Genomic DNA, 26,784 nt, shown 5'->3' with positions numbered 1-26,784 from the left:
ATGGCTCACATCGAAAAACAGGCTGGCGAACTGCAGGAAAAGCTGATCGCGGTAAACCGCGTATCTAAAACCGTTAAAGGTGGTCGTATTTTCTCCTTCACAGCTCTGACTGTAGTAGGCGATGGTAACGGTCGCGTTGGTTTTGGTTACGGTAAAGCGCGTGAAGTTCCAGCAGCGATCCAGAAAGCGATGGAAAAAGCCCGTCGCAATATGATTAACGTCGCGCTGAACAACGGCACCCTGCAACACCCTGTTAAAGGTGTTCACACGGGTTCTCGTGTATTCATGCAGCCAGCTTCAGAAGGTACCGGTATCATCGCCGGTGGTGCAATGCGCGCCGTTCTGGAAGTTGCTGGGGTTCATAACGTTCTGGCCAAAGCATATGGTTCCACCAACCCGATTAACGTGGTTCGTGCAACTATTGATGGCCTGGAAAATATGAATTCTCCAGAAATGGTCGCTGCCAAGCGTGGTAAATCCGTTGAAGAAATTCTGGGGTAATTGACCATGGCAAAGACTATTAAAATCACTCAAACCCGCAGTGCAATCGGTCGTCTGCCGAAACACAAGGCAACGCTGCTTGGCCTGGGTCTGCGTCGTATTGGTCATACCGTTGAGCGCGAGGATACTCCTGCTGTTCGTGGTATGGTCAACGCGGTTTACTTCATGGTTAAAGTTGAGGAGTAAGAGATGCGTTTAAATACTCTGTCTCCGGCCGAAGGCTCTAAAAAGGCGGGTAAACGCCTGGGTCGTGGTATCGGTTCTGGCCTCGGCAAAACCGGTGGTCGTGGTCACAAAGGTCAGAACTCTCGTTCTGGCGGTGGCGTACGTCGCGGTTTCGAGGGTGGCCAGATGCCACTGTACCGTCGTCTGCCGAAGTTCGGCTTCACCTCTCGCAAAGCAGCGATCACAGCGGAAATCCGTCTGTCTGACCTGGCGAAAGTTGAAGGCGGCGTTGTAGACCTGAACACGCTGAAAGCAGCAAACATTATCGGTATTCAGATCGAGTTCGCGAAAGTGATCCTGTCTGGTGAAGTTTCTACTCCGGTAACTGTTCGTGGCCTGCGTGTTACTAAAGGTGCTCGTGCTGCTATCGAAGCTGCTGGCGGTAAAATTGAGGAATAAGTAGCAGATGGCTAAGCAACCGGGATTAGATTTTCAAAGTGCCAAAGGTGGATTTGGCGAGCTGAAACGCAGACTGCTGTTTGTTATCGGCGCGCTGATTGTGTTCCGTATTGGCTCTTTTATTCCGATCCCTGGTATCGATGCCGCTGTACTTGCCAAACTGCTTGAGCAACAGCGAGGCACCATCATTGAAATGTTCAACATGTTCTCTGGTGGTGCTCTCAGCCGTGCTTCTATCTTCGCTCTGGGTATCATGCCGTATATTTCGGCATCGATTATTATCCAGCTGCTGACGGTCGTTCATCCGGCCCTGGCAGAATTGAAGAAAGAAGGGGAGTCTGGACGTCGTAAGATTAGTCAGTACACCCGTTACGGTACTCTGGTGCTGGCAATATTCCAGTCGATCGGTATTGCTACCGGTCTGCCGAATATGCCTGGTATGCAGGGCCTGGTATTAAACCCAGGCTTTGCATTCTATTTCACCGCTGTTGTTAGTCTGGTCACAGGGACGATGTTCCTGATGTGGCTCGGCGAACAGATTACTGAGCGTGGTATCGGTAACGGTATCTCAATCATTATCTTCGCCGGTATTGTTGCGGGTCTTCCGCCAGCCATCGCCCACACTATCGAGCAAGCGCGTCAAGGCGACCTGCACTTCCTCCTGTTGCTGTTGGTTGCAGTATTAGTATTTGCAGTGACGTTCTTTGTTGTCTTCGTTGAACGTGGTCAACGCCGCATTGTGGTGAACTACGCGAAACGTCAGCAAGGTCGTCGTGTCTATGCTGCACAGAGCACACATTTACCGCTGAAAGTGAATATGGCGGGGGTAATCCCGGCAATCTTCGCTTCCAGTATTATTCTGTTCCCGGCAACCATCGCGTCATGGTTCGGGGGCGGTACTGGTTGGAACTGGCTGACAACAATTTCGCTGTATTTGCAGCCTGGGCAACCACTTTATGTGTTACTCTATGCGTCTGCGATCATCTTCTTCTGTTTCTTCTACACGGCGTTGGTCTTCAACCCGCGTGAAACAGCAGATAACCTGAAGAAGTCCGGTGCATTTGTACCAGGAATTCGTCCGGGAGAGCAAACGGCGAAGTATATCGATAAAGTAATGACCCGCCTGACTTTGGTTGGTGCGCTTTATATTACTTTTATCTGCCTGATCCCGGAGTTCATGCGTGATGCAATGAAAGTACCGTTCTACTTCGGTGGGACCTCACTGCTTATCGTTGTTGTCGTGATTATGGACTTTATGGCTCAAGTGCAAACTCTGATGATGTCCAGTCAGTATGAGTCTGCATTGAAGAAGGCGAACCTGAAAGGCTACGGCCGCTAATTGGTCGCCTGAGAAGTTACGGAGAGTAAAAATGAAAGTTCGTGCTTCCGTCAAGAAATTATGCCGTAACTGCAAAATCGTTAAGCGTGATGGTGTCATCCGTGTGATTTGCAGTGCCGAGCCGAAGCATAAACAGCGCCAAGGCTGATTATTTCGCATATTTTTCTTGCAAAGTTGGGTTGAGCTGGCTAGATTAGCCAGCCAATCTTTTGTATGTCTGTACGTTTCCATTTGAGTATCCTGAAAACGGGCTTTTCAGCATGGTGCGTACATATTAAATAGTAGGAGTGCATAGTGGCCCGTATAGCAGGCATTAACATTCCTGATCAGAAACATGCTGTGATCGCATTAACTTCGATCTACGGCGTCGGCAAGACCCGTTCTAAAGCCATTCTGGCTGCAGCGGGTATCGCTGAAGATGTTAAGATCAGTGAGCTGTCTGAAGAACAAATCGACACGCTGCGTGACGAAGTTGCCAAATTTGTCGTTGAAGGTGATCTGCGCCGTGAAATCAGCATGAGCATCAAGCGCCTGATGGATCTTGGTTGCTATCGCGGTTTGCGTCATCGTCGTGGTCTGCCAGTGCGCGGTCAGCGTACTAAGACCAACGCACGTACCCGTAAGGGTCCGCGCAAACCGATCAAGAAATAATCGGGGTGATTGAATAATGGCAAAGGCACCAGTTCGTGCACGTAAACGTGTAAGAAAACAAGTCTCTGACGGCGTGGCTCATATCCATGCTTCTTTCAACAACACCATCGTTACTATTACTGATCGTCAGGGTAACGCTTTGGGTTGGGCAACAGCCGGTGGTTCCGGTTTCCGTGGTTCTCGCAAATCCACTCCGTTCGCAGCTCAGGTTGCAGCAGAGCGTTGCGCTGAAGCCGTAAAAGAATACGGCATCAAGAATCTGGAAGTTATGGTTAAAGGTCCGGGTCCGGGTCGTGAATCTACTGTTCGCGCTCTGAACGCCGCTGGTTTCCGCATCACGAATATTACTGATGTGACTCCGATCCCTCATAACGGTTGTCGTCCGCCGAAAAAACGTCGCGTATAACGCTCGTTTTTTAGGTTAGTTGGAGATAGAAAATGGCAAGATATTTGGGTCCTAAGCTCAAGCTGAGCCGTCGTGAGGGCACCGACTTATTCCTTAAGTCTGGCGTTCGCGCGATCGATACCAAGTGTAAAATTGAACAAGCTCCTGGCCAGCACGGTGCGCGTAAACCGCGTCTGTCTGACTATGGTGTGCAGTTGCGTGAAAAGCAAAAAGTTCGCCGTATCTACGGTGTGCTGGAGCGTCAGTTCCGTAACTACTATAAAGAAGCAGCACGTCTGAAAGGCAACACAGGTGAAAACCTGCTGGCTCTGCTGGAAGGTCGTCTGGACAACGTTGTTTACCGTATGGGCTTCGGCGCGACTCGTGCTGAATCACGCCAGTTGGTTAGCCACAAAGCAATCATGGTAAACGGTCGTGTTGTTAACATCGCTTCTTATCAGGTTAAAGCGAATGACGTTGTTAGCATTCGTGAGAAAGCGAAAAAGCAATCTCGCGTGAAGGCCGCTCTGGAGCTGGCTGAGCAGCGTGAAAAGCCAACCTGGCTGGAAGTTGATGCTGGCAAGATGGAAGGTACGTTCAAGCGTCAGCCGGAACGTTCTGATCTGTCTGCGGACATTAACGAACACCTGATCGTCGAGCTTTACTCCAAGTAAAGCTTAGTACCAAAGAGAGGACACAATGCAGGGTTCTGTGACAGAGTTTCTAAAACCGCGCCTGGTAGATATCGAGCAAGTGAGTTCGACGCACGCCAAGGTGACCCTTGAGCCTTTAGAGCGTGGCTTTGGCCATACTCTGGGTAACGCACTGCGCCGTATTCTGCTCTCATCGATGCCGGGTTGCGCGGTGACCGAGGTTGAGATTGATGGTGTACTTCATGAGTACAGCACCAAAGAAGGCGTTCAGGAAGATATCCTTGAAATCCTGCTCAACCTGAAAGGGCTGGCGGTGAGAGTTCAGGGTAAAGATGAAGTTATTCTTACTCTGAATAAATCTGGCATTGGCCCTGTGACTGCAGCCGACATCACCCACGACGGTGATGTTGAAATCGTCAAGCCGCAGCACGTGATCTGCCACCTGACCGATGAGAACGCAGCTATTAGCATGCGTATCAAAGTTCAGCGCGGTCGTGGTTATGTGCCGGCTTCTGCCCGAATTCATTCGGAAGAAGATGAGCGCCCAATCGGCCGTCTGCTGGTCGACGCATGCTACAGCCCTGTAGAGCGTATTGCCTACAATGTTGAAGCAGCGCGTGTAGAACAGCGTACCGACCTGGACAAGCTGGTCATCGAAATGGAAACCAACGGCACAATCGATCCTGAAGAGGCGATTCGTCGTGCGGCAACCATCCTGGCAGAACAACTGGAAGCTTTCGTTGACTTACGTGATGTTCGTCAGCCGGAAGTGAAAGAAGAGAAACCAGAATTCGATCCGATCCTGCTGCGCCCTGTTGACGATCTCGAATTGACTGTCCGCTCTGCTAACTGCCTCAAGGCAGAAGCTATCCACTATATCGGTGATCTGGTACAGCGTACCGAGGTTGAGTTGCTGAAAACGCCGAACCTGGGTAAAAAATCTCTTACCGAGATTAAAGACGTGCTGGCTTCACGTGGTTTGTCTCTGGGCATGCGCCTGGAAAACTGGCCACCAGCAAGCATTGCTGACGAGTAACCGGATCACAGGTTAAGGTTTTACTGAGAAGGATAAGGTCATGCGCCATCGTAAGAGTGGTCGTCAACTGAACCGCAACAGCAGCCATCGCCAGGCTATGTTCCGCAACATGGCAGGTTCACTGGTTCGTCATGAAATCATCAAGACGACCCTGCCTAAAGCGAAAGAGCTGCGTCGCGTAGTTGAGCCGCTGATTACTCTTGCCAAGACTGACAGCGTTGCTAATCGTCGTCTGGCATTCGCCCGCACTCGTGATAACGAGATCGTGGCAAAACTGTTTAACGAACTGGGCCCGCGTTTCGCGAGCCGTGCCGGTGGTTACACTCGCATTCTGAAGTGTGGTTTCCGTGCAGGCGACAACGCGCCGATGGCTTACATCGAGCTGGTTGATCGTTCAGAGAAAGCAGAAGCTGCTGCAGAGTAATCTGCAGTAACGTAAAAAAACCCGCCTCGGCGGGTTTTTTTATATCCGCAGTATCTCCACTTCTCTACAATGTCTGTATTAATTCTGTTCATCCCCTGGAGCTGACGATGTGGTTGCTTGACCAGTGGGCAGAACGCCATATTCGCGATGCCCAAAATAAAGGTGATTTCGACGATCTCCCCGGAAGCGGCGAACCTCTTGTGCTGGAAGATGATTCGCATATTGCGCCTGAACTGCGGGCCGGATACCGTTTACTAAAAAACGCCGGCTGTCTTCCTCCTGAGCTTGAGCAGCGCAGAGAGGCCGTTGAACTTATCGATTTGCTAAAAGGTATTCGCCGGGACGATCCACGACATACTGAACTTAGCCGCAGGCTTGCCCTTGTCGAGCTCAAGTTACGTCAGGCCGGGTTGAGTACTGAATTTCTGCATGGCGAATACAGTGAAAGATTGATGCAGAAAATAAACGAGGAGTAGCGATGTACCGTATCGGTGAACTTGCAAAGCTCGCGAACGTAACGCCGGATACTATCCGATATTACGAAAAGCAGCAGATGATCGATCATGAAGTACGCACAGAAGGCGGGTTTCGGCTTTATACCGATAACGATCTACAGCGTTTAAGATTTATACGCTATGCGCGACAGCTTGGATTCACGCTGGACTCGATCCGCGAGTTATTATCGATCCGCATCGATCCTGAACATCATACCTGCCAGGAATCAAAAAGCATCGTGCAGGCCCGGCTTGATGAAGTTGAAGCCCGTATTCAGGAGCTGCAAACCATGCAACGTTCTCTGCAAAGGCTGAATGATGCCTGCTGTGGAACGGCCCATAGCAGTATTTATTGTTCAATTCTTGAAGCCCTTGAACAGGGAGCCAGTGGAGAAACGCGGGGATGTTGATTTTTAATCCACCCGGGTCTAGACTTCAGTCGTCATAAATCATGCTCAGGAGAAAAGATGAGCCACTATCAGCATACGAAGGGACAAATTAAAGACAATGCCATTGAGGCCTTACTTCACGACCCGCTTTTTCGACAGCGTGTTGAAAAGAATAAAAAAGGGAAGGGAAGTTATCTGCGTAAAAACAAACATGCAAAACGGGGTAACTGGGAGGCCAGTGGCAAGCAAGCGAATCGCTTATTTACCACTGGCCTTCCTGCTTTAATTTGCTGATTAAACGCGGTTGTTCTGCTCTTTTAACAGATCGCGGATTTCAGTCAGCAAGACTTCTTCTTTCGTTGGTGCTGGCGCAGCTGCTGGCTCTTCTTTTTTACGGTTGAGTCTGTTGATCAGCTTGATAGCCATGAAAATAGCAAACGCCACAATCACGAAATCAAATACGTTCTGAATAAATAAGCCATAATGCATCACTACTGCCGGGATATCCCCCTGCGCTTCACGCAGCGTGAAGGCAAATTGTTTGAAATCAATGCCCCCGATGAGCAACCCTAAAGGTGGCATGATGATATCTGCAACTAATGATGAAACAATCTTGCCGAATGCCGCACCAATAATGACACCCACTGCCAAATCAACCACGTTCCCGCGCATCGCAAATTCGCGAAATTCTTTAATAAAACTCATTATGTTCTCCTTGTGCCAGCTGACGACTATAAGTTTAACAAATGATTAGCTATTTGCCATTCGGGATAATTAAACGTTATGAAAAATAAAAGGCACAGGAATTAAGCGGTTAAAGCGTGGGTGCTCGTATGCGAGCACCCGACTCATTAAAGGAAGAAGGGACTTGGCTGGAATAAACGTTCGACGTCGGTAATAAACTTTTTATCGGTAAGGAACATAATTACGTGATCGCCTTGTTCAATACGCAAATTATCATTGGCGATCATGACATCATTCCCACGCACGACAGCGCCGATTATGGTGCCTGGCGGCAATTTAATTTCGTCGATGGCGCGGCCCACAACGCGTGACGTGGTTTCATCACCATGCGCCACCGCTTCAATGGCTTCAGCCACACCGCGGCGGAGCGATGAAACACCGACAATGTCCGCTTTACGTACATGGCTAAGCAGGGCAGAAATCGTTGCCTGCTGCGGTGAAATGGCAATATCAATAACGCTGCCCTGAACGAGATCAACATAAGCCTTACGCTGGATAAGCACCATGACCTTCTTTGCCCCCATACGCTTGGCGAGCATGGCAGACATAATATTCGCCTCGTCATCATTAGTGACGGCAATAAAAAGATCTACTTGATCAATATGTTCTTCTGCCAGCAGCTCCTGATCCGACGCATCGCCATAAAATACGATCGTATTTTGCAACTTCTCCGCCAGTTCAGAAGCACGCTGTTGATCGCGCTCGATCAATTTCACGCTATAGTCTTTTTCCAGCCTGCGCGCGAGACCCGCGCCGATATTGCCGCCGCCGACCAGCATAATACGTTTATAAGGCTTTTCGAGACGCTGTAGCTCACTCATCACCGCACGGATATGCTGAGAGGCAGCAATAAAGAAGACCTCATCGCCAGCTTCGACAATGGTAGAGCCTTGCGGGCGGATAGGTCTGTCGTGACGGAAAATAGCGGCGACGCGCGTATCAATATGGGGCATATGTTCGCGCATGGTGGACAACGCGTTGCCAATCAATGGCCCACCGTAATAAGCCTTAACTACAGCCAGACTGACTTTCCCTTCGGCAAAGTTCACCACCTGCAGTGCCCCTGGATATTCGATCAGGCGATAGATATTGTCGATAACCAGTTGTTCAGGCGCGATGAGATGATCGATTGGAACCGCTTCTGAATTAAACAGTTTCTCGGCATCGCGAACATAGTCCGGAGAGCGGATACGTGCGATTCGGTTTGGTGTGTTGAAAAGCGAATAGGCTACCTGACAAGCCACCATATTGGTTTCATCAGAACTGGTGACCGCAACCAGCATGTCGGCATCGTCAGCGCCAGCCTCGCGCAGAACGCGCGGATGCGAACCGTGACCCTGCACAACGCGAAGGTCAAATTTGTCCTGCAATACGCGCAGACGATCTCCGTTGGTATCAACAATAGTGATGTCATTGTTTTCGCCAACCAGGTTTTCTGCCAGCGTTCCACCAACCTGTCCTGCGCCCAGAATGATAATCTTCATATCTTGTGACCTGTTCTCAACATCACTCTTTGATTAGCTTAGCGTAAAAGAAGCCATCACCCTCTTCCGCACCCGGCAGGTTCTGCTGACCCGGGTTTTCAGGTGTTCCCGTATCACGCAGCGTAGCGTCCGGAGTGCGTTTAAGGAAGGCCGCGATTTGCTGGCTGTTTTCTTCCGGCAGCACGGAGCAGGTCGCGTAGATCAGCGTTCCACCAGGTTTTAGATGCGGCCAGATGGCGTCAAGAATATCCGATTGCAGTTGGGCAAGTTCCTTGATATCACGATCGCGGCGCAGCCACTTGATATCGGGGTGACGGCGAATAACACCGGTTGCAGAGCAAGGGGCATCCAGCAAAATACGATCGAATTGTGTTTCACCACACCATTCTGCGGGTTTGCGTCCATCGCCCTGCTTAACCTGAGCCTTCATACCCAGACGCTTAAGGTTATCGTAGACGCGTGAAAGACGCTGCTCATCAACATCGACTGCCATCACGCTGGCCTGCGGAGCCACTTCCAGAATGTGCGTTGTTTTTCCGCCCGGTGCTGCGCACAGATCGAGGATCTGCTCGCCATTTTTCGGGTCAAGGAAAGTCATACAACCCTGAGCAGAGGCATCCTGTACGGTCACCCGGCCTTCATCAAAACCGGGTAAAGCATGTACCGGTGCAGGGGAAGCTAAACGCACGGCGTCAGGATAGGCATCATGTGTGAATCCACTCATTCCGGCCTCTTCGAGCAAGCTCAGCCAGGCATCGCGGGTATGATGATTCCGGTTAACGCGCAGCCACATCGGTGGACGTTGATTATTGGCTTCGGCAATGTTTTGCCATTGTTTTGGATACGCCTTTTTAAGGCGATTCAGAAGCCAGTCCGGATGCAGGTAACGTGTTTCGCTTTGCGTAAATTCAGCCAGCAGCTCTTCCTGCTGTCGCTGGAACTGACGCAGTACACCGTTGATCAACCCTTTCAACTGAGGACGTTTAATCGCAACGGCACCTTCCACCGTCTCAGCCAGTGCGGCATGAGGGGGGATTCGGGTATGAAGAAGCTGATAAAAACCCACCATAATCAAATAATGTATGGTGCGCTGTTTGCCGGTCATTGGGCGTGACATCAGCTTATTAATGAGCCACTCAAGTTGAGAGAGAGTGCGCAGGACGCCAAAACAGAGCTCCTGAAGCAGGGCTTTGTCTTTATCAGATACTTTTTGTTGCAGGGGAGGCAGGACATTACTCAATGACTGACCCTGCTCGATGACCTGCTCAACGGCCTGCGCCGCCATACTGCGAAGATTTTGTTTTTTCATAACCGTAAAAATAAAAATGCCCGGAACACCGGGCTTTAAGCAAATATTGGATCAGGCAAGGCGATTGCCCGGTATAAACCATTCGCGACGGGAATTTAACAGATCCTGTGCACTCATGGCTTTCTTACCGGCCGGTTGTAATGACTCAAGATTCAGGATCCCTTCTGCAGTCGCAACCTGGATTCCGTTCTTGCTGGCGTCGATAATCGTACCGGGTTCAGCTGCTGTGATGCTGTTAATCACTGACGCTTTCCAGACTTTCAGGGGCTGCTCATCAATCATCAGCCAGCTCATTGGCCATGGATTGAAGGCGCGGATGCAGCGTTCAAGTTGAGCGGCGGAGAGAGACCAGTCGATCCGGGCTTCTTCTTTGCTCAGTTTTTCGGCGTAGGTGACGAGAGACTCATCCTGAACCTCAGGCTTCGCCGTATTGTCAGCAAGCTGCTGTAAGGTCTTAATGAGCCCTTGTGGGCCGAGATCTGCCAGCTTGTCATACAGCGTAGCGCTGGTATCTTCTGCCGTAATGGGACACGTCAACTTATACAGCATGTCGCCCGTGTCTAAACCTACATCCATCTTCATGATTGTAACGCCGGTTTCAGCATCACCCGCCCACAGGGAGCGCTGTATAGGTGCCGCACCACGCCAACGCGGGAGCAGGGAACCATGCACGTTGATACAGCCCAGGCGAGGCATATCAAGCACGGCTTTTGGCAGAATTAAACCATACGCCACCACCACCATTACGTCGGCATCCAGGTCAGCAACCAGCTGCTGGTTTTCCTGTGGGCGTAAGGAGGCGGGCTGGAAAACGGGTAGCCCATGCTCTTCTGCCAGCACCTTTACGGGGCTCGGCATCAGTTTTTTACCGCGACCTGCCGGGCGGTCCGGCTGGGTAAAGACGCCAACAACCTGGTGACCAGAAGATAACAGCGCGCCAAGATGACGCGCTGCAAAATCAGGGGTTCCCGCGAAGATAATACGTAGTGTTTTAGACACGATGATCCTTGTATCCGGGGGGACGTTATGCGCGAGAGCGCAAACGATCCAGTTTCTCTACTTTCTGACGAATACGCTGCTGTTTCAGCGGCGAGAGGTAATCGATAAACAGTTTACCGACCAGATGATCCATCTCATGCTGAATACAAATCGCCAGCAGGTCGTCTGCTTCCAGTTCGAACGGATTACCGTCACGATCCAGGGCGCGAATTTTCACTTTTTCGGCACGTGGCACCAAAGCGCGCTGTTCAGGAATGGACAAACAGCCTTCCTCGATACCCGTTTCGCCGCTCTTTTCAAGCAACTCAGGGTTAATCAGCACCAGACGCTCATCGCGATTTTCAGAAACGTCGATCACGATAATACGCTTGTGAATGTCTACCTGGGTCGCCGCCAGGCCAATGCCTTCTTCAGCGTACATGGTATCGAACATATCATCGACGATACGCTGAATTTCTGCATTCACTTCTTTAACCGGTTCAGCGACGATGCGAAGGCGCTCGTCCGGAATATGTAACACTTGCAAAACTGCCATAAATTTCCAGAGTCGTGTTCAGGAGTTGATAAGAATATTACTTCTATTCTAGACAAATCCCCGGTCGATTGACAGCATCAGTGACCAATCGCAATGATTGCGCAGGCCGCTTATGGCAGGGGGAAAGGATGACGTCTACCGAGATATGGTTACGGCTTATCCACACGGGTTCTCTGTGTGGTGATGGGATGCTGGAAGCCGCTGCACGGTTGCTCAAGCAGACAAATATAGATGTTCCTGCTGTCATAGACGCCGGGCTGTCAGCAAAACAGGCTAGCCGGTTCTTTGCCTTAGAGGAAAGTGAACTGGAGCGAAGCCTTAAGTGGCTTGAAATGCCGGGAAATCATTTGTTGACGGCAAACCATCCCTTTTATCCCCCTTTGCTGCGAACGATTCCCGATTATCCTGGGGCATTATGTGTAAAAGGTAACTTAGCGACACTTAATACTGTCCAACTGGCTGTGGTGGGGAGTCGGGCGCCGTCATGGTACGGTGAGCGGTGGGGGAAAATCCTGTGCGAACAGCTTTCACAAAGCGGTTTCACAATCACCAGTGGGTTGGCCTGCGGTATTGACGGTGTCGCCCATCACGCTGCGCTGTCCGCAAAAGGACGTAGCGTGGCCGTGCTGGGGAACGGCCTGTTTAGCGTTTATCCCCGTCGGCATCAGGCTCTGGCGATGCAGATTATTGAATCTGACGGGGCGATAGTGTCTGAGTTTCCTCTCTCGGCACAGCCCCGACCGGCAAACTTTCCGCGCCGTAATCGGATTATCAGCGGGTTAAGCCAGGGCGTCTTGGTCGTTGAAGCGGCAGTGCGAAGCGGCTCTCTGGTCACGGCCCGGTGCGCACTTGAGCAGGGGCGGGAGGTTTTCGCCTTGCCCGGTCCGATAGGTAACCCCGGCTGCGAAGGGCCACACTGGCTGATAAAGCAGGGCGCAACGCCGGTAACCGAGGTAGGGGATATTCTTGAAAATTTGCAACATGGGTTGCAATGGCTGCAGGAAGATCCCGAAAAGCGACATTATTCGTCAGATCAGGGAAAGGTGGCATTGCCATTTCCTAAGCTCCTGGCTAACGTAGGAGATGAGGTAACACCTGTTGACGTTGTCGCTGAACGTGCCGGCCAACCTGTGCCAGTAACGGTAGCACAGCTACTCGAACTGGAGTTAGCAGGGTGGATCGCAGCTGTACCCGGCGGCTATGTCCGATTAAGGAGGGCATGCCATGTTCGACGTACTGATGTATTTGTTTGAGACTTACATCCATAACGAAGCAGAAATGCGAGTGGATCAGGACAAATTGACACAGGATCTTACCGATGCGGGGTTTGAGCGGGAAGATATCTATAATGCGTTGATGTGGCTGGAAAAACTGGCTGATTATCAGGAAGGCCTCGCCGAACCGATGCAGCTTGCTTCTGACCCATTGTCAGTACGCATCTATACCGCTGAAGAGTGTGAAAGGCTGGATGCCAGCTGCCGGGGATTCATCTTATTCCTTGAGCAGATTCAGGTGCTAAACCTCGAAACGAGAGAAATGGTGATAGAGCGCGTCATGGCGCTGGATACGGCAGAATTTGAACTGGAAGATCTCAAATGGGTGATCCTGATGGTTCTGTTTAATATCCCGGGTTGTGAAAATGCCTATCAGCAAATGGAAGAATTACTCTTTGAAGTGAATGAAGGTATGCTGCATTAATTCAAATGTGCAGCACCAAGAGTTGTTATGGCCAAATCCGCACTATTTACGGTGCATAAAAACGAGCCCTGCCCGCAGTGCGGGGCTGAACTTGTTATTCGGTCCGGGAAACACGGTCCGTTTCTCGGTTGTTCACACTATCCGGAATGTGATTATGTCCGTCCTCTTAAAAGCCAGGCGGATGGACATATCGTCAAAATTCTGGAGGGGCAGTTATGTCCTGCCTGTGGTGGTGAATTAGCGTTGCGTCAGGGGCGGTTCGGTATGTTTATTGGCTGTAGCCGTTATCCGGAATGTGAGCATACAGAACAAATTGATAAGCCAGATGAAACGGCTATTGCCTGTCCTCAGTGCCAACGTGGTCAACTGGTACAGCGTCGTTCTCGTTTTGGTAAGACTTTCCATTCCTGCGATCGTTACCCTGACTGCCAGTTCGTTATCAATTTCAAACCGGTAGCGGGTATCTGCGTGCATTGCCATTATCCGCTACTCATCGAGAAGAAAACCGCGCAAGGCATTAAACGCTTCTGCGCCAGTAAACAATGTGGAAAGCCGGTTCCGGCGGATCAAAACAGTGAATAATAACCTGCCATCAGGTTCCATTGCGTATGCAGTGGACGTACTGAAAAAAGAAGAAGTCATCGCTTATCCAACTGAAGCTGTTTTTGGGGTCGGTTGCGATCCTGACAGTGAGACGGCCGTTGGCCGATTGCTGGCACTTAAGCAACGGCCTGTCGAAAAAGGACTGATTTTAATCGCGGCCAATTATGAGCAGCTTAAACCTTACATTGATGATTCCATGCTTACCCCGGCCCAGCGTGAAGCCATCTTCTCCGTATGGCCTGGACCGGTGACCTTCGTTTTCCCGGCCCAGCCGACAACACCGCGCTGGTTAACCGGAAGGTTTGATTCGCTGGCGGTGCGCGTCACCGACCATCCGCTGGTGGTTGAGCTTTGTGTGGCGTTTGGTAAACCACTGGTTTCAACCAGCGCGAATCTGACCGGGTTACCTCCGTGCCGGACAACCGAAGAAGTGCTGGCACAGTTCGGGAATGATTTCCCGGTTGCTGCCGGCGAGACGGGAGGGCGCCTGAATCCGTCCGAAATTCGCGACGCATTAACCGGTGAACGTTTTCGTCAGGGGTAATCTCATGGAAACTTATGCTGTTTTTGGTAACCCGATTGCGCACAGTAAGTCACCCTTGATCCATCAGCAATTTGCGGAACAGTTGCAGATAGATCACCCTTACGGTCGCGTGCTGGCACCGGTTGATGCATTTATCCCAACGCTCGAGGCGTTTTTCGCTGCGGGCGGCAAAGGGGCGAATGTGACGGTTCCCTTTAAAGAAGAGGCATTTGAACGTGCAGACGAACTGACCGAGCGTGCTTCACTTGCTGGTGCAGTAAATACCTTAAAACGGCTTGAGGATGGCCGCCTTCTGGGTGACAACACTGACGGGATTGGTTTACTGAGCGATCTGGAAAGACTTTCGTTTATCAAGCCTGGTTTCCGGGTTCTGCTGATTGGTGCGGGTGGTGCATCGCGGGGCGTGCTGTTGCCCCTGCTTTCACTGGACTGTGCAGTGACCATTACCAACAGAACCTTTTCCAGGGCAGAAGCGCTGGCGGCGTTGTTTGCCCATACCGGTAGCGTGAGCGCCATCGCGCTTGAGGATCTCGAAGACCGTGAATTTGATCTGGTCATCAATGCCACGTCCAGCGGCATTAATGGTGAGATCCCGGCAATCCCCGTTTCTCTTATCAACTCTCATATGTACTTCTATGACATGTTTTACCAGAAAGGGAAGACACCCTTCCTTATGTGGTGTGAAGAACATGGCGCGAAACAGTTAGCCGATGGGCTGGGGATGCTGGTGGGCCAGGCTGCGCATGCGGTGCTGCTCTGGCATGGGGTGTTACCTGCAGTCGAGCCGGTCATAGAAAAGTTAAAGCAGGAGCTTTCGGCGTGAATCAGGCTATTCACTTCCCGGACAGAGAGAGCTGGGATGAGGATAAACAAGCAGTCTGCTTCCCGGTGCTGGTGCAGGGGATGCAACTTACCTGTGCCATTCATAGGGAAACGCTGCTACGTCGTTTTGGCGGTTCAGATCCTTTAGACATATTTTGTGAAAATCGCTGGGATCTTGAAGAAGAAGCCAGCGATTTAATCCGCGACCAGCAGGAAGACGATCAGGGCTGGGTCTGGTTATCCTGATCCAGATAGTCATTCTTCCATTTAACGTAGTTGTTCGCCGAGTATTTTAATCCTTCGATCTCTGCCTCCTTCAGGGGGCGGATCTGTTTTACAGGGCTACCCAGATAGAGATAGCCGCTCTCCAGCCGTTTGTTCTGCGGGACCAGGCTACCGGCACCAATCATTACGTCATCTTCTACTATGACGCCATCCAGCAAAATCGATCCCATGCCAACAAGTACGCGATTTCCTATAGTGCAGCCGTGAAGCATCACTTTGTGACCAACGGTGACATCCTCTCCAATAATGAGTGGATTACCTTCCGGGTTATAAGAGGATTTGTGCGTGACATGCAGAACGCTGCCGTCCTGAATATTGGTACGTGCGCCAATCGACACAGAGTTAACGTCTCCCCTGATGGCAACGAGTGGCCAGATACTGACATCATCAGCCAGTCGGACATCACCTACGACTACGCTGCTGGCATCGATCATCACGCGATCGCCTTGTTTGGGGAACAGATCTTTATAAGGACGTAATACAGTAGACATAACTACCTCTAAGGATGAGCGCTAGACAGAAGACTTTGATCATATTATGGGATCGAGGCAAGGCAAAATACGTCAATATTTAAGCAGATCGGGCGGGATTTCAGCGAAAAGCGCGGAAAATCAGCAGTTGGAAAAAAAGATCTAAAAAATACTTGTGCTAAAAAATGGGATCCCTATAATGCGCCTCCATCGACACGGCAGATGTGAATCACTTCACAGACAACCCGGTCGGTTGAAGAGAAAAAATCCTGAAATAACGGGTTGACTCTGAAAGAGGAAAGCGTAATATACGCCACCTCGCAACGGTGAGCGAAAGCCGCGTTGCAACTGCTCTTTAACAATTTATCAGACAATCTGTGTGGGCACTCAAAGTGACATGGATTCTTAACGTCGCAAGACGAAAAATGAATACCAAGTCTCTGAGTGAACATACGTAATTCATTACGAAGTTTAATTCACGAGCATCAAACTTAAATTGAAGAGTTTGATCATGGCTCAGATTGAACGCTGGCGGCAGGCCTAACACATGCAAGTCGAACGGTAGCACAGAGAGCTTGCTCTCGGGTGACGAGTGGCGGACGGGTGAGTAATGTCTGGGAAACTGCCTGATGGAGGGGGATAACTACTGGAAACGGTAGCTAATACCGCATAACGTCGCAAGACCAAAGAGGGGGACCTTCGGGCCTCTTGCCATCAGATGTGCCCAGATGGGATTAGCTAGTAGGTGGGGTAACGGCTCACCTAGGCGACGATCCCTAGCTGGTCTGAGAGGATGACCAGCCACACTGGAACTGAGACACGGTCCAGACTCCTACGGGAGGCAGCAGTGGGGAATATTGCACAATGGGCGCAAGCCTGATGCAGCCATGCCGCGTGTATGAAGAAGGCCTTCGGGTTGTAAAGTACTTTCAGCGGGGAGGAAGGTGTTGTGGTTAATAACCGCAGCAATTGACGTTACCCGCAGAAGAAGCACCGGCTAACTCCGTGCCAGCAGCCGCGGTAATACGGAGGGTGCAAGCGTTAATCGGAATTACTGGGCGTAAAGCGCACGCAGGCGGTCTGTCAAGTCGGATGTGAAATCCCCGGGCTCAACCTGGGAACTGCATTCGAAACTGGCAGGCTAGAGTCTTGTAGAGGGGGGTAGAATTCCAGGTGTAGCGGTGAAATGCGTAGAGATCTGGAGGAATACCGGTGGCGAAGGCGGCCCCCTGGACAAAGACTGACGCTCAGGTGCGAAAGCGTGGGGAGCAAACAGGATTAGATACCCTGGTAGTCCACGCCGTAAACGATGTCGACTTGGAGGTTGTGCCCTTGAGGCGTGGCTTCCGGAGCTAACGCGTTAAGTCGACCGCCTGGGGAGTACGGCCGCAAGGTTAAAACTCAAATGAATTGACGGGGGCCCGCACAAGCGGTGGAGCATGTGGTTTAATTCGATGCAACGCGAAGAACCTTACCTACTCTTGACATCCAGAGAACTTTCCAGAGATGGATTGGTGCCTTCGGGAACTCTGAGACAGGTGCTGCATGGCTGTCGTCAGCTCGTGTTGTGAAATGTTGGGTTAAGTCCCGCAACGAGCGCAACCCTTATCCTTTGTTGCCAGCGGTCCGGCCGGGAACTCAAAGGAGACTGCCAGTGATAAACTGGAGGAAGGTGGGGATGACGTCAAGTCATCATGGCCCTTACGAGTAGGGCTACACACGTGCTACAATGGCGCATACAAAGAGAAGCGACCTCGCGAGAGCAAGCGGACCTCATAAAGTGCGTCGTAGTCCGGATTGGAGTCTGCAACTCGACTCCATGAAGTCGGAATCGCTAGTAATCGTAGATCAGAATGCTACGGTGAATACGTTCCCGGGCCTTGTACACACCGCCCGTCACACCATGGGAGTGGGTTGCAAAAGAAGTAGGTAGCTTAACCTTCGGGAGGGCGCTTACCACTTTGTGATTCATGACTGGGGTGAAGTCGTAACAAGGTAACCGTAGGGGAACCTGCGGTTGGATCACCTCCTTACCTTAAAGAACCTGCCTTTGTAGTGCTCACACAGATTGTCTGATGAAAAGTAAATAGCAAGGCGTCTTGCGATTGAGACTTCAGTGTCCCCTTCGTCTAGAGGCCCAGGACACCGCCCTTTCACGGCGGTAACAGGGGTTCGAATCCCCTAGGGGACGCCACTTGCTGGTTCGTGAGTGAAAGTCACCTGCCGTCATATCTCAAAACTGACTTGCGAGTCATGTTTGAGATATTTGCTCTTTAAAAATCTGGATCAAGCTGAAAATTGAAACGACACACATGTTATGTGTGTTCGAGTCTCTCAAATTTTCGCAAACCGATGATGAATCGAAAGAAACATCTTCGGGTTGTGAGGTTAAGCGACTAAGCGTACACGGTGGATGCCCTGGCAGTCAGAGGCGATGAAGGACGTGCTAATCTGCGAAAAGCGCCGGCGAGGTGATATGAACCTTTGACCCGGCGATGTCCGAATGGGGAAACCCAGTGTGTTCCGACACACTATCGTTAACTGAATACATAGGTTAACGAGGCGAACCGGGGGAACTGAAACATCTAAGTACCCCGAGGAAAAGAAATCAACCGAGATTCCCCCAGTAGCGGCGAGCGAACGGGGAGCAGCCCGGAGTCTGAATCAGCTTGTGTGTTAGTGGAACGGTCTGGAAAGTCCGACGGTACAGGGTGATAGTCCCGTACACGAAAATGCACAGGTTGTGAACTCGAAGAGTAGGGCGGGACACGTGGTATCCTGTCTGAATATGGGGGGACCATCCTCCAAGGCTAAATACTCCTGACTGACCGATAGTGAACCAGTACCGTGAGGGAAAGGCGAAAAGAACCCCGGCGAGGGGAGTGAAAAAGAACCTGAAACCGTGTACGTACAAGCAGTGGGAGCCTCTTTATGGGGTGACTGCGTACCTTTTGTATAATGGGTCAGCGACTTATATTCTGTAGCAAGGTTAACCGTATAGGGGAGCCGAAGGGAAACCGAGTCTTAACTGGGCGTTAAGTTGCAGGGTATAGACCCGAAACCCGGTGATCTAGCCATGGGCAGGTTGAAGGTTGGGTAACACTAACTGGAGGACCGAACCGACTAATGTTGAAAAATTAGCGGATGACCTGTGGCTGGGGGTGAAAGGCCAATCAAACCGGGAGATAGCTGGTTCTCCCCGAAAGCTATTTAGGTAGCGCCTCGTGAACTCATCTTCGGGGGTAGAGCACTGTTTCGGCTAGGGGGCCATCCCGGCTTACCAACCCGATGCAAACTACGAATACCGAAGAATGTTATCACGGGAGACACACGGCGGGTGCTAACGTCCGTCGTGAAGAGGGAAACAACCCAGACCGCCAGCTAAGGTCCCAAAGTCATGGTTAAGTGGGAAACGATGTGGGAAGGCACAGACAGCCAGGATGTTGGCTTAGAAGCAGCCATCATTTAAAGAAAGCGTAATAGCTCACTGGTCGAGTCGGCCTGCGCGGAAGATGTAACGGGGCTAAACCATGCACCGAAGCTGCGGCAGCGACACTATGTGTTGTTGGGTAGGGGAGCGTTCTGTAAGCCGTTGAAGGTGGCCTGTGAGGGTTGCTGGAGGTATCAGAAGTGCGAATGCTGACATAAGTAACGATAAAGCGGGTGAAAAGCCCGCTCGCCGGAAGACCAAGGGTTCCTGTCCAACGTTAATCGGGGCAGGGTGAGTCGACCCCTAAGGCGAGGCCGAAAGGCGTAGTCGATGGGAAACAGGTTAATATTCCTGTACTTGGTGTTACTGCGAAGGGGGGACGGAGAAGGCTATGTTAGCCGGGCGACGGTTGTCCCGGTTTAAGCATGTAGGCGGAGGTTCCAGGTAAATCCGGTACCTTTTAACGCTGAGGTGTGATGACGAGGCACTACGGTGCTGAAGTAACAAATGCCCTGCTTCCAGGAAAAGCCTCTAAGCATCAGGTAACATCAAATCGTACCCCAAACCGACACAGGTGGTCAGGTAGAGAATACCAAGGCGCTTGAGAGAACTCGGGTGAAGGAACTAGGCAAAATGGTGCCGTAACTTCGGGAGAAGGCACGCTGATATGTAGGTGAAGCCCCTGCGGGTGGAGCTGAAATCAGTCGAAGATACCAGCTGGCTGCAACTGTTTATTAAAAACACAGCACTGTGCAAACACGAAAGTGGACGTATACGGTGTGACGCCTGCCCGGTGCCGGAAGGTTAATTGATGGGGTTAGCGGTAACGCGAAGCTCTTGATCGAAGCCCCGGTAAACGGCGGCCGTAACTATAACGGTCCTAAGGTAGCGAAATTCCTTGTCGGGTAAGTTCCGACCTGCACGAATGGCGTAATGATGGCCAGGCTGTCTCCACCCGAGACTCAGTGAAATTGAACTCGCTGTGAAGATGCAGTGTACCCGCGGCAAGACGGAAAGACCCCGTGAACCTTTACTATAGCTTGACACTGAACACTGGTCCTTGATGTGTAGGATAGGTGGGAGGCTTTGAAGCGTGGACGCCAGTCTGCGTGGAGCCAACCTTGAAATACCACCCTTTAATGGCTGGTGTTCTAACGTAGACCCGTGATCCGGGTTGCGGACAGTGTCTGGTGGGTAGTTTGACTGGGGCGGTCTCCTCCCAAAGAGTAACGGAGGAGCACGAAGGTTAGCTAATCCTGGTCGGACATCAGGAGGTTAGTGCAATGGCATAAGCTAGCTTGACTGCGAGAGTGACGGCTCGAGCAGGTGCGAAAGCAGGTCATAGTGATCCGGTGGTTCTGAATGGAAGGGCCATCGCTCAACGGATAAAAGGTACTCCGGGGATAACAGGCTGATACCGCCCAAGAGTTCATATCGACGGCGGTGTTTGGCACCTCGATGTCGGCTCATCACATCCTGGGGCTGAAGTAGGTCCCAAGGGTATGGCTGTTCGCCATTTAAAGTGGTACGCGAGCTGGGTTTAGAACGTCGTGAGACAGTTCGGTCCCTATCTGCCGTGGGCGCTGGAGAATTGAGGGGGGCTGCTCCTAGTACGAGAGGACCGGAGTGGACGCATCACTGGTGTTCGGGTTGTCATGCCAATGGCACTGCCCGGTAGCTAAATGCGGAAGAGATAAGTGCTGAAAGCATCTAAGCACGAAACTTGCCCCGAGATGAGTTCTCCCTGAGACTATAAGTCTCCTGAAGGAACGTTGAAGACGACGACGTTGATAGGTCGGGTGTGTAAGCGCAGCGATGCGTTGAGCTAACCGATACTAATGAACCGTGAGGCTTAACCTTACAACGCCGAAGCTGTTTTGGCGTGAGAGAGACGATTTTCAGCCTGATACAGATAACAGAATTTGCCTGGCGGCTTTAGCGCGGTGGTCCCACCTGACCCCATGCCGAACTCAGAAGTGAAACGCCGTAGCGCCGATGGTAGTGTGGGGTCTCCCCATGTGAGAGTAGGGAACTGCCAGGCATCAAATTTAGTGTGCTGATATGGCTCAGTTGGTAGAGCGCACCCTTGGTAAGGGTGAGGTCCCCAGTTCGACTCTGGGTATCAGCACCACTTTATACTTAGGTTAAAGTTCGGCAAGAAGTAAAAGAATTTGTCTGGCGGCTTTAGCGCGGTGGTCCCACCTGACCCCATGCCGAACTCAGAAGTGAAACGCCGTAGCGCCGATGGTAGTGTGGGGTCTCCCCATGTGAGAGTAGGGAACTGCCAGACATCAAATAAGTGAAAAGGCCATCCGAAAGGATGGCCTTTTTGCGTTTATGTGCAGAAAAAACGGTAGGCCGGGTAAGGCAAAGCCTCCACCCGGCAAAGCAAATGACTAATGAATCACCTGCGACAGGAATGCACGCGTACGTTCCGACTTCGGATGCGCAAAGAATTCATCCGGTGGGGCCTGTTCAACGATCTCACCGCGGTCCATAAAGATCACCCGGTCTGCCACCGTTCTGGCAAAACCCATCTCATGCGTCACGCACAACATCGTCATCCCGGATTGCGCCAGCCCAATCATAGTATCCAGCACTTCTTTCACCATTTCCGGATCCAGCGCAGATGTCGGTTCGTCAAACAGCATAATTTTGGGTTTCATGCATAGTGAACGGGCGATAGCCACACGCTGCTGTTGTCCGCCTGAGATCTGGCCGGGAAACTTATTGGCGTGCTCTGCAATACGTACGCGTTCGAGGTAATGCATTGCCAACGCCTCCGCTTCCTGTTTCGGCATCTTTCGTACCCAAATCGGCGCAAGCGTACAGTTCTGCAGAACGGTCAGGTGAGGAAATAGATTAAAGTGCTGAAATACCATCCCCACTTCCTGGCGCACGCGTTCGATATTGCGAATATCTTCATTCAGCTCGATACCATCAACCACAATGCGTCCCTGCTGATGCTCTTCAAGATGGTTGATACAGCGTATGGTTGTCGATTTCCCTGAACCGGAAGGGCCGCAAAGAACGATTCGTTCACCTTGCTTTACCTTGAGATTAATGTCTTTCAGGACATGAAACTGTCCATACCATTTATTCACGTTTTCCAGCGTAATCATCGCGTCGGCGGGTGTCATAGTAATTTGGCTCATAATTTCCTCAGTGCGGTGTACGCCCGGTGTTAAAGCGCTTTTCCAGGTGCTGGCTGTAGCGCGACATGCTAAAACAAAAGATCCAGTAGATCAGAGCAGCAAAGACATATCCCTCGGTGGACATGCCCAGCCAGGCAGGGTCAACGGTTGCCTGCTGCACGCTGCTAAAGAGATCGAACAGTCCGATGATGATGACCAGGCTGGTATCTTTGAAGAGGGCAATGATCGTGTTGACCAGGCCCGGGATCACCAGCTTGAGTGCTTGTGGAAGGATGACCAACCCCTGCGTTTTCCAGTATCCGAGAGCCAGTGATTCCGCTGCTTCGTACTGGCCTTTAGGTAACGCCTGCAGGCCACCACGCACAACTTCAGCGACATAGGCAGACTGAAACAGAATCACCCCGACCAGGGCACGAATCAGTTTGTCGATCGTTGTACCTTCTGCCATAAACAGCGGCAGCATGACCGAAGACATAAACAATACGGTGATCAGTGGTACGCCACGCCAGAACTCAATAAAGATCACTGAGAGCACACGCACGACCGGCATTGTTGAACGACGCCCCAGAGCGAGTAAAATGCCCCACGGCAGAGCGCCAGCTATCCCCACAGAAGCGATAATCAACGTCAGCGTCAGACCGCCCCACTGGCGTGTTTCAACGCGTTCCAGCCCCAGGAAGCCGCCATACAACAACACCCAAACAATAATGGGATACGCTACAGCCCAGCCGGCAATATAGCGTCCGCGATGAGGTAGCTTTTTCCAGAACATTACGGCGATGGAAAGCAGACCGATAACCAGCGCCAGATTAATCCGCCAGCGCTGTTCATGAGGATACAATCCATACATGAACTGGCCAAAACGCTCGTGAATAAACACCCAGCATGCGCCCGCTTTCGTACAGTCGGCACGCGTGGAACCCACCCAGTTCGCCTGCAGGAATGCCCAGTTGAGTAGCGGCGGGATCAGTTCCCACATCAACCACAGGCAGACTATTGTCAGCAGGCTGTTGCTCCAGCTGGAGAACAGGTTCTTACGTGCCCAGATAATGAAACGTCCACCGGTTGTGCTGGCTGGACGCGAGGAGTGCGACAGTATCGCTTTCGACATCATAAATCCTTAGCGCTCGACCAGTGCAATACGGCGGTTATAAAGGTTCATCAGCAATGAAATCGCCAGACTGATGATCAGATAGACAGACATGGTGATGGCAATGGTTTCTATAGCTTGTCCGGTCTGGTTAAGCACGGTGCCGGCGAAGAGAGACACCATATCCGGGTAACCAATCGCGGCGGCCAGCGATGAGTTTTTGACAATGTTGAGATATTGACTGGTCAGTGGCGGAATGATTACCCGCAGGGCCTGGGGAATAATGACCTGGCGCAGCGTCACGGTATTAGGTAAACCAAGTGAACGCGCCGCCTCGTGCTGTCCGTAAGGCACCGCCTGGATCCCGGAGCGAATGATTTCTGCAATAAATGCGGAGGTATAAATCGAGAGCGCCAGCGTGAGTGCTGCCAGTTCAGGAATTAACACCATCCCGCCCTGGAAATTGAACCCGCGCAGATGGGGGATATCCCAGTGCAAAGCCGCACCAAAAAGCCAGTGAGCGACTAACGGTAAGCCAACAATTAGCGCAGCGCCAACGGGCCATGTTTTACGAAGCTGCCCGGTTTTAATCTGGTGCTTGCGGTTATAACGGAACAGCCCGACAGAAATGGCGATCGCAATAATAACGGCGACGATGAAGGCGTAAAGCCCTTCGGCGAACTGCGGAGAGGGAATGTATAGCCCACGATTACTCAGGAAAAACAGCTCAAACGCATCGACGGCCTGACGGGGGCCAGGAAGGTTACGCAGGACCGCGAAATACCAGAAAAAGATCTGCAGCAGCGGTGGGATGTTGCGGAACGTCTCAATATAAAAGGTTGAAAGCTTCCGCAGGAGCCAGTTTTCAGAAAGACGAGCCAGGCCAATAAAGAAACCCAATATCGAGGCGAAGACAATACAAAGCGCCGATACCAGCAGCGTATTCAGTAAACCGACCACAAACACGCGTCCGTACGTGTCACCTTCCTCATAATCAATAAGATGCTGAACAATGCCAAACCCTGCGCTGCGATCCAGGAACGCAAAACCGGAGGTAATACCGCGGTTATTCAGGTTGGTGATGGTGTTATGGATGAGATACACGGCGATGAGAACAACCGCAACAATAGCAATGATCTGGAATAGCCAGGCGCGGACCGCGGGATGAGAAAAGGATAGCGTTCCTTTTACGGCTGAGCGGCGATGGGACATAAAGAAACCTCAGTAACCATGACTCTGGACTGGGCACCGCCTGAGCAGTGCCCGTTACAGCTTTGACTTAACGTACTGGTGGCGCGTACTGAATGCCGCCGTTATTCCAGAGATTGTTCTGGCCGCGTTTGATCTTCAGCGGGCTTTCCGATCCCACGTTGCGCTCAAAGATCTCAGAATAGTTACCCACCTGCTTGATGATGTTGTAAGCCCACTTGTTATCCAGCTTCAGATCCTTGCCGAAATCACCCTCTTTACCGAGCAGGTGAGCCATATCCGGGTTGGATGGATTAGCGGCTTTCTCATCAACGTTTTTCGAGTTGATGCCCATCTCTTCCGCGTTCAGCATGGCAAACAGGGTCCAGCGAACAATGGAGAACCAGTCTTCATCACCACGACGAACAACAGGTCCGAGAGGTTCTTTGGAGATCACTTCTGGCAGCACAATCCATTCTGCCGGGTTGCTCAGCTTAATACGTAAGGCATACAGCTGTGACTGGTCAGAGGCCAGCGTGTCGCAACGGCCGGATTCCAGTGCTTTGGCTGATTCATCCGAGCGATCAAACGTCACAGGGGTGTATTTCATCTTATTGGCTTTGAAATAATCCGCGACGTTCAGCTCAGTATCTGTACCCGCCTGGATACATACGGTGGCGCCATCCAGTTCTTTGGCACTTTTCAGGCCCGCTTTATTGTGGGTCAGGAATCCGATGCCGTCATAATAGGTCACGCCGGTAAATGACATCCCCATACCTGCATCACGAGAGGAGGTCCAGGTGGTATTACGCGAGAGCATGTCAACTTCACCGGATTGCAGCGCCGTAAAGCGTTCTTTCGCCGTCAGCGGGGTGTATTTTACTTTGCTGTCATCCCCAAAAACGGCAGCTGCGACGCCGCGGCAGACATCCACATCAATACCGGTAAATTTGCCGTTCGCATCGGCATATGAGAAGCCAGGCAGACCATCACTGATACCACATTGAACAAAACCTTTCTTTTTAACGGCATCCAGTGTCGTACCCGCATGGGCCTGGCCCGCTACGGCAAACAACATGCCTGCAGCGGTCAGGCTGGCTATCATCGTCTTTTTCATAATGCATCCTGTGTGGCGAAATTTATCGTTATAGAAGCGCTTTTTAAGCGCTAAACCTGTCTGTGGCTTTGGCCAACGTTTATAAAGCAAACGTAATGCCAGTTTTGCGTTCCACAAAATAAGTGATAACAGAACGCTTAATGCTGAGTGTAGACACGCTTAAATAAAACGAACGCCCCGAAACGGTGCGAAATTACAACCTGTGCCACAAATCGGAGCAAAAGTTTCGATGAGGATGAGATAAATCAAGAGATAGTTTCTGAAGTGAATATTGGCAGGGTATTCAATAAGATTAATGTGTGAAAATCATCACGATAAAATATGAAATAAACTTTTATATACTAAAAAAATGTGATAGCCAGTCGATGGGAGTTAATTTCTTGAATAAAAACGGGGCTATTTTTTTACTTATTAGAAAACAATGCACTTTTTAAACGCAAAAGCGCGGCCCGAGCCGCGCTTTCTTAATTGATGTTACTTCGTCAGGGCAACGATACCCAGCGTCAAACCCGCCACGGCAGCCGCTCCGCCGGCGATAGCACCCGCGGTTTCCCAGTTATCCTGGGTGGTGCCTTTCATACAGGTATTGGTATGAACCAGTCGACCCTGGTCATCGTAAACCGGTACACATGGAGAATCGTGCGCGCATCCAGCAAGTAGCGCAGCGAGAAGTGCAACGGAAATGAATCTTTTCATGATGTTACCTCAGTATTATTTCTCATTCGCTACAAAGCCAGGAGGGCTATTAACGAACTGGAGGCTATTTTACCACCGGGGTAACACCTCGTTGCACGAGGAATAATCTCAAAGTATGT

General features: G+C 51.2%; 30 protein-coding genes, 2 tRNA genes and 4 rRNA genes. 25 read left to right on the top strand and 11 right to left on the bottom strand.

What is annotated here, in order from left to right; all coding sequences use genetic code 11:
• From rpsE to L3068_RS20985, 13 genes are all read left to right on the top strand, one after another.
• On the top strand, window positions 1-501 hold the full coding sequence (gene rpsE, locus L3068_RS21045) for a 30S ribosomal protein S5 (protein WP_003863299.1): 501 nt from the start codon (window positions 1-3) through the stop codon (window positions 499-501).
• A 6-nt stretch (window positions 502-507) separates the two neighbouring features.
• Entirely contained in the window at window positions 508-687 is a 180-nt protein-coding gene (rpmD, locus tag L3068_RS21040; RefSeq protein ID WP_003863301.1) for a 50S ribosomal protein L30, read from the top strand.
• Between the two features lie 3 nt (window positions 688-690).
• Window positions 691-1,125 (top strand): 50S ribosomal protein L15, encoded by a 435-nt coding sequence (gene rplO / locus L3068_RS21035; protein ID WP_014885468.1) that lies wholly within the window; start codon window positions 691-693, stop codon window positions 1,123-1,125.
• Window positions 1,126-1,132: 7 nt separating this feature from the next.
• The gene (gene secY / locus L3068_RS21030; RefSeq protein ID WP_003863305.1) at window positions 1,133-2,464 is read left to right on the top strand and encodes a preprotein translocase subunit SecY; all 1,332 of its coding nucleotides are present in this window, start codon (window positions 1,133-1,135) and stop codon (window positions 2,462-2,464) included.
• A gap of 31 nt (window positions 2,465-2,495) precedes the next feature.
• Entirely contained in the window at window positions 2,496-2,612 is a 117-nt protein-coding gene (gene rpmJ / locus L3068_RS21025; RefSeq protein WP_000868187.1) for a 50S ribosomal protein L36, read from the top strand.
• 146 nt (window positions 2,613-2,758) lie between these two features.
• Window positions 2,759-3,115: a 30S ribosomal protein S13 gene (gene rpsM / locus L3068_RS21020; protein ID WP_003863308.1), complete on the top strand. Its 357-nt coding sequence runs from the start codon at window positions 2,759-2,761 to the stop codon at window positions 3,113-3,115.
• Window positions 3,116-3,131: 16 nt separating this feature from the next.
• On the top strand, window positions 3,132-3,521 hold the full coding sequence (rpsK, locus tag L3068_RS21015; protein WP_003863312.1) for a 30S ribosomal protein S11: 390 nt from the start codon (window positions 3,132-3,134) through the stop codon (window positions 3,519-3,521).
• Window positions 3,522-3,553: 32 nt separating this feature from the next.
• Window positions 3,554-4,174, top strand: a complete 621-nt coding sequence (rpsD, locus tag L3068_RS21010) for a 30S ribosomal protein S4 (protein ID WP_003863314.1) — start codon at window positions 3,554-3,556, stop codon at window positions 4,172-4,174.
• Between the two features lie 25 nt (window positions 4,175-4,199).
• Window positions 4,200-5,189 carry a DNA-directed RNA polymerase subunit alpha gene (locus L3068_RS21005; RefSeq protein ID WP_002919219.1) on the top strand — a complete coding sequence of 330 codons (990 nt, stop codon included), beginning with the start codon at window positions 4,200-4,202 and terminating at the stop codon, window positions 5,187-5,189.
• 40 nt (window positions 5,190-5,229) lie between these two features.
• Window positions 5,230-5,613: a 50S ribosomal protein L17 gene (rplQ, locus tag L3068_RS21000; protein WP_001216368.1), complete on the top strand. Its 384-nt coding sequence runs from the start codon at window positions 5,230-5,232 to the stop codon at window positions 5,611-5,613.
• A 107-nt stretch (window positions 5,614-5,720) separates the two neighbouring features.
• Window positions 5,721-6,089, top strand: coding sequence for a DnaJ family domain-containing protein (locus L3068_RS20995; RefSeq protein ID WP_014885466.1), 369 nt, complete (start codon window positions 5,721-5,723; stop codon window positions 6,087-6,089).
• 2 nt (window positions 6,090-6,091) lie between these two features.
• Window positions 6,092-6,517: a Zn(2+)-responsive transcriptional regulator gene (gene zntR, locus L3068_RS20990; RefSeq protein ID WP_014885465.1), complete on the top strand. Its 426-nt coding sequence runs from the start codon at window positions 6,092-6,094 to the stop codon at window positions 6,515-6,517.
• A 57-nt stretch (window positions 6,518-6,574) separates the two neighbouring features.
• Window positions 6,575-6,790 (top strand): alternative ribosome-rescue factor A, encoded by a 216-nt coding sequence (locus tag L3068_RS20985; RefSeq protein WP_014885464.1) that lies wholly within the window; start codon window positions 6,575-6,577, stop codon window positions 6,788-6,790.
• Here L3068_RS20985 and mscL read toward each other — a convergent pair whose 3' ends face one another.
• The 5 genes from mscL to def form a co-directional block, all read right to left on the bottom strand.
• Entirely contained in the window at window positions 6,791-7,201 is a 411-nt protein-coding gene (mscL, locus tag L3068_RS20980; protein ID WP_045135129.1) for a large-conductance mechanosensitive channel protein MscL, read from the bottom strand.
• Between the two features lie 146 nt (window positions 7,202-7,347).
• On the bottom strand, window positions 7,348-8,724 hold the full coding sequence (gene trkA, locus L3068_RS20975) for a Trk system potassium transporter TrkA (protein ID WP_014885463.1): 1,377 nt from the start codon (window positions 8,722-8,724) through the stop codon (window positions 7,348-7,350).
• A gap of 22 nt (window positions 8,725-8,746) precedes the next feature.
• The gene (gene rsmB, locus L3068_RS20970; protein ID WP_214602919.1) at window positions 8,747-10,033 is read right to left on the bottom strand and encodes a 16S rRNA (cytosine(967)-C(5))-methyltransferase RsmB; all 1,287 of its coding nucleotides are present in this window, start codon (window positions 10,031-10,033) and stop codon (window positions 8,747-8,749) included.
• 51 nt (window positions 10,034-10,084) lie between these two features.
• Window positions 10,085-11,032: a methionyl-tRNA formyltransferase gene (fmt, locus tag L3068_RS20965; protein ID WP_047343785.1), complete on the bottom strand. Its 948-nt coding sequence runs from the start codon at window positions 11,030-11,032 to the stop codon at window positions 10,085-10,087.
• 25 nt (window positions 11,033-11,057) lie between these two features.
• On the bottom strand, window positions 11,058-11,567 hold the full coding sequence (gene def / locus L3068_RS20960) for a peptide deformylase (RefSeq protein WP_006812188.1): 510 nt from the start codon (window positions 11,565-11,567) through the stop codon (window positions 11,058-11,060).
• Between the two features lie 128 nt (window positions 11,568-11,695).
• Here def and dprA point away from each other — a divergent pair, with 128 nt between their 5' ends.
• Genes dprA through L3068_RS20930 form a run of 6 tightly spaced genes read left to right on the top strand, consistent with a single transcriptional unit; the run spans window position 11,696 to window position 15,480 of the window.
• Complete coding sequence (gene dprA, locus L3068_RS20955; protein ID WP_023337877.1) at window positions 11,696-12,820, top strand: DNA-protecting protein DprA; 1,125 nt, start codon at window positions 11,696-11,698, stop codon at window positions 12,818-12,820.
• Window positions 12,792-13,265 (top strand): DUF494 family protein Smg, encoded by a 474-nt coding sequence (smg, locus tag L3068_RS20950; protein WP_008503477.1) that lies wholly within the window; start codon window positions 12,792-12,794, stop codon window positions 13,263-13,265. The genes dprA and smg overlap by 29 nt, the downstream gene beginning before the upstream one ends.
• 27 nt (window positions 13,266-13,292) lie before the next feature.
• Window positions 13,293-13,847, top strand: a complete 555-nt coding sequence (locus L3068_RS20945) for a DNA topoisomerase family protein (RefSeq protein ID WP_023338824.1) — start codon at window positions 13,293-13,295, stop codon at window positions 13,845-13,847.
• Window positions 13,840-14,412, top strand: coding sequence for an L-threonylcarbamoyladenylate synthase type 1 TsaC (gene tsaC, locus L3068_RS20940; RefSeq protein WP_023337875.1), 573 nt, complete (start codon window positions 13,840-13,842; stop codon window positions 14,410-14,412). Before L3068_RS20945 ends, tsaC begins: the two co-directional genes overlap by 8 nt.
• Before the next feature lie 4 nt (window positions 14,413-14,416).
• Window positions 14,417-15,235: a shikimate dehydrogenase gene (aroE, locus tag L3068_RS20935; protein ID WP_014885457.1), complete on the top strand. Its 819-nt coding sequence runs from the start codon at window positions 14,417-14,419 to the stop codon at window positions 15,233-15,235.
• Complete coding sequence (locus tag L3068_RS20930) at window positions 15,232-15,480, top strand: DUF1488 family protein (RefSeq protein WP_023337873.1); 249 nt, start codon at window positions 15,232-15,234, stop codon at window positions 15,478-15,480. Before aroE ends, L3068_RS20930 begins: the two co-directional genes overlap by 4 nt.
• Here L3068_RS20930 and L3068_RS20925 read toward each other — a convergent pair.
• A complete protein-coding gene (locus L3068_RS20925) occupies window positions 15,456-16,010 on the bottom strand; it encodes a gamma carbonic anhydrase family protein (protein ID WP_023337872.1) in 555 nt (184 codons plus the stop codon). The two genes, L3068_RS20930 and L3068_RS20925, sit on opposite strands and share 25 nt — an antisense overlap.
• 472 nt (window positions 16,011-16,482) lie before the next feature.
• Here L3068_RS20925 and L3068_RS20920 point away from each other — a divergent pair.
• The 6 genes from L3068_RS20920 (at window position 16,483) to rrf (L3068_RS20895) (ending at window position 21,709) form a co-directional block, all read left to right on the top strand.
• Window positions 16,483-18,022 (top strand): 16S ribosomal RNA (locus L3068_RS20920).
• Between the two features lie 85 nt (window positions 18,023-18,107).
• Window positions 18,108-18,183 (top strand) — tRNA-Glu (locus tag L3068_RS20915).
• Window positions 18,184-18,375: 192 nt separating this feature from the next.
• Window positions 18,376-21,279 (top strand): 23S ribosomal RNA (locus L3068_RS20910).
• A 65-nt stretch (window positions 21,280-21,344) separates the two neighbouring features.
• Window positions 21,345-21,460 (top strand): 5S ribosomal RNA (rrf, locus tag L3068_RS20905).
• Window positions 21,461-21,474: 14 nt separating this feature from the next.
• Window positions 21,475-21,550: transfer RNA gene (locus tag L3068_RS20900), tRNA-Thr, on the top strand.
• A gap of 43 nt (window positions 21,551-21,593) precedes the next feature.
• Window positions 21,594-21,709: ribosomal RNA gene (gene rrf, locus L3068_RS20895) — 5S ribosomal RNA — on the top strand.
• The 16S, 23S and 5S rRNA genes sit together here with 2 tRNA genes alongside, the layout of an rRNA operon.
• A 106-nt stretch (window positions 21,710-21,815) precedes the next feature.
• On the opposite strand, the gene L3068_RS20890 is transcribed toward rrf (L3068_RS20895), so the two are convergent.
• The 5 genes from L3068_RS20890 to L3068_RS20870 all read right to left on the bottom strand — a co-directional run bounded on the left by L3068_RS20890 (window position 21,816) and on the right by L3068_RS20870 (window position 26,665).
• Window positions 21,816-22,574, bottom strand: coding sequence for an amino acid ABC transporter ATP-binding protein (locus tag L3068_RS20890; protein ID WP_014885454.1), 759 nt, complete (start codon window positions 22,572-22,574; stop codon window positions 21,816-21,818).
• A gap of 7 nt (window positions 22,575-22,581) precedes the next feature.
• Window positions 22,582-23,685, bottom strand: a complete 1,104-nt coding sequence (locus tag L3068_RS20885; protein WP_014885453.1) for an amino acid ABC transporter permease — start codon at window positions 23,683-23,685, stop codon at window positions 22,582-22,584.
• A gap of 9 nt (window positions 23,686-23,694) precedes the next feature.
• Window positions 23,695-24,876: an amino acid ABC transporter permease gene (locus L3068_RS20880; RefSeq protein WP_014885452.1), complete on the bottom strand. Its 1,182-nt coding sequence runs from the start codon at window positions 24,874-24,876 to the stop codon at window positions 23,695-23,697.
• 67 nt (window positions 24,877-24,943) lie between these two features.
• Window positions 24,944-25,969 carry an amino acid ABC transporter substrate-binding protein gene (locus tag L3068_RS20875; RefSeq protein WP_014885451.1) on the bottom strand — a complete coding sequence of 342 codons (1,026 nt, stop codon included), beginning with the start codon at window positions 25,967-25,969 and terminating at the stop codon, window positions 24,944-24,946.
• Window positions 25,970-26,443: 474 nt separating this feature from the next.
• Entirely contained in the window at window positions 26,444-26,665 is a 222-nt protein-coding gene (locus tag L3068_RS20870) for a lipoprotein (protein ID WP_008502867.1), read from the bottom strand.
• Between the last annotated feature and the right edge of the window lie 119 nt (window positions 26,666-26,784).

Source organism: Enterobacter cloacae complex sp. ECL414 (genome assembly GCF_021869685.1).
Taxonomy (GTDB): Bacteria; Pseudomonadota; Gammaproteobacteria; order Enterobacterales; family Enterobacteriaceae; genus Enterobacter; species Enterobacter kobei.
This window is presented reverse-complemented; position numbering and strand designations above follow the sequence as displayed.

Excerpts from the sequence above, each read along its gene's own strand:
- rpsE (WP_003863299.1), top strand. The coding sequence starts at position 1 with ATGGCTCACATCGAAAAACAGGCTGGCGAACTGCAGGAAAAGCTGATC.
- rpmD (WP_003863301.1), top strand. The coding sequence starts at position 508 with ATGGCAAAGACTATTAAAATCACTCAAACCCGCAGTGCAATCGGTCGT.
- rplO (WP_014885468.1), top strand. The coding sequence starts at position 691 with ATGCGTTTAAATACTCTGTCTCCGGCCGAAGGCTCTAAAAAGGCGGGT.
- secY (WP_003863305.1), top strand. The coding sequence starts at position 1,133 with ATGGCTAAGCAACCGGGATTAGATTTTCAAAGTGCCAAAGGTGGATTT.
- rpmJ (WP_000868187.1), top strand. The coding sequence starts at position 2,496 with ATGAAAGTTCGTGCTTCCGTCAAGAAATTATGCCGTAACTGCAAAATC.
- rpsK (WP_003863312.1), top strand. The coding sequence starts at position 3,132 with ATGGCAAAGGCACCAGTTCGTGCACGTAAACGTGTAAGAAAACAAGTC.
- rpsD (WP_003863314.1), top strand. The coding sequence starts at position 3,554 with ATGGCAAGATATTTGGGTCCTAAGCTCAAGCTGAGCCGTCGTGAGGGC.
- L3068_RS21005 (WP_002919219.1), top strand. The coding sequence starts at position 4,200 with ATGCAGGGTTCTGTGACAGAGTTTCTAAAACCGCGCCTGGTAGATATC.
- rplQ (WP_001216368.1), top strand. The coding sequence starts at position 5,230 with ATGCGCCATCGTAAGAGTGGTCGTCAACTGAACCGCAACAGCAGCCAT.
- L3068_RS20995 (WP_014885466.1), top strand. The coding sequence starts at position 5,721 with ATGTGGTTGCTTGACCAGTGGGCAGAACGCCATATTCGCGATGCCCAA.
- zntR (WP_014885465.1), top strand. The coding sequence starts at position 6,092 with ATGTACCGTATCGGTGAACTTGCAAAGCTCGCGAACGTAACGCCGGAT.
- L3068_RS20985 (WP_014885464.1), top strand. The coding sequence starts at position 6,575 with ATGAGCCACTATCAGCATACGAAGGGACAAATTAAAGACAATGCCATT.
- mscL (WP_045135129.1), bottom strand. The coding sequence starts at position 7,201 with ATGAGTTTTATTAAAGAATTTCGCGAATTTGCGATGCGCGGGAACGTG.
- trkA (WP_014885463.1), bottom strand. The coding sequence starts at position 8,724 with ATGAAGATTATCATTCTGGGCGCAGGACAGGTTGGTGGAACGCTGGCA.
- rsmB (WP_214602919.1), bottom strand. The coding sequence starts at position 10,033 with ATGAAAAAACAAAATCTTCGCAGTATGGCGGCGCAGGCCGTTGAGCAG.
- def (WP_006812188.1), bottom strand. The coding sequence starts at position 11,567 with ATGGCAGTTTTGCAAGTGTTACATATTCCGGACGAGCGCCTTCGCATC.
- dprA (WP_023337877.1), top strand. The coding sequence starts at position 11,696 with ATGACGTCTACCGAGATATGGTTACGGCTTATCCACACGGGTTCTCTG.
- smg (WP_008503477.1), top strand. The coding sequence starts at position 12,792 with ATGTTCGACGTACTGATGTATTTGTTTGAGACTTACATCCATAACGAA.
- L3068_RS20945 (WP_023338824.1), top strand. The coding sequence starts at position 13,293 with ATGGCCAAATCCGCACTATTTACGGTGCATAAAAACGAGCCCTGCCCG.
- aroE (WP_014885457.1), top strand. The coding sequence starts at position 14,417 with ATGGAAACTTATGCTGTTTTTGGTAACCCGATTGCGCACAGTAAGTCA.
- L3068_RS20925 (WP_023337872.1), bottom strand. The coding sequence starts at position 16,010 with ATGTCTACTGTATTACGTCCTTATAAAGATCTGTTCCCCAAACAAGGC.
- L3068_RS20890 (WP_014885454.1), bottom strand. The coding sequence starts at position 22,574 with ATGAGCCAAATTACTATGACACCCGCCGACGCGATGATTACGCTGGAA.
- L3068_RS20885 (WP_014885453.1), bottom strand. The coding sequence starts at position 23,685 with ATGTCGAAAGCGATACTGTCGCACTCCTCGCGTCCAGCCAGCACAACC.
- L3068_RS20880 (WP_014885452.1), bottom strand. The coding sequence starts at position 24,876 with ATGTCCCATCGCCGCTCAGCCGTAAAAGGAACGCTATCCTTTTCTCAT.
- L3068_RS20875 (WP_014885451.1), bottom strand. The coding sequence starts at position 25,969 with ATGAAAAAGACGATGATAGCCAGCCTGACCGCTGCAGGCATGTTGTTT.
- L3068_RS20870 (WP_008502867.1), bottom strand. The coding sequence starts at position 26,665 with ATGAAAAGATTCATTTCCGTTGCACTTCTCGCTGCGCTACTTGCTGGA.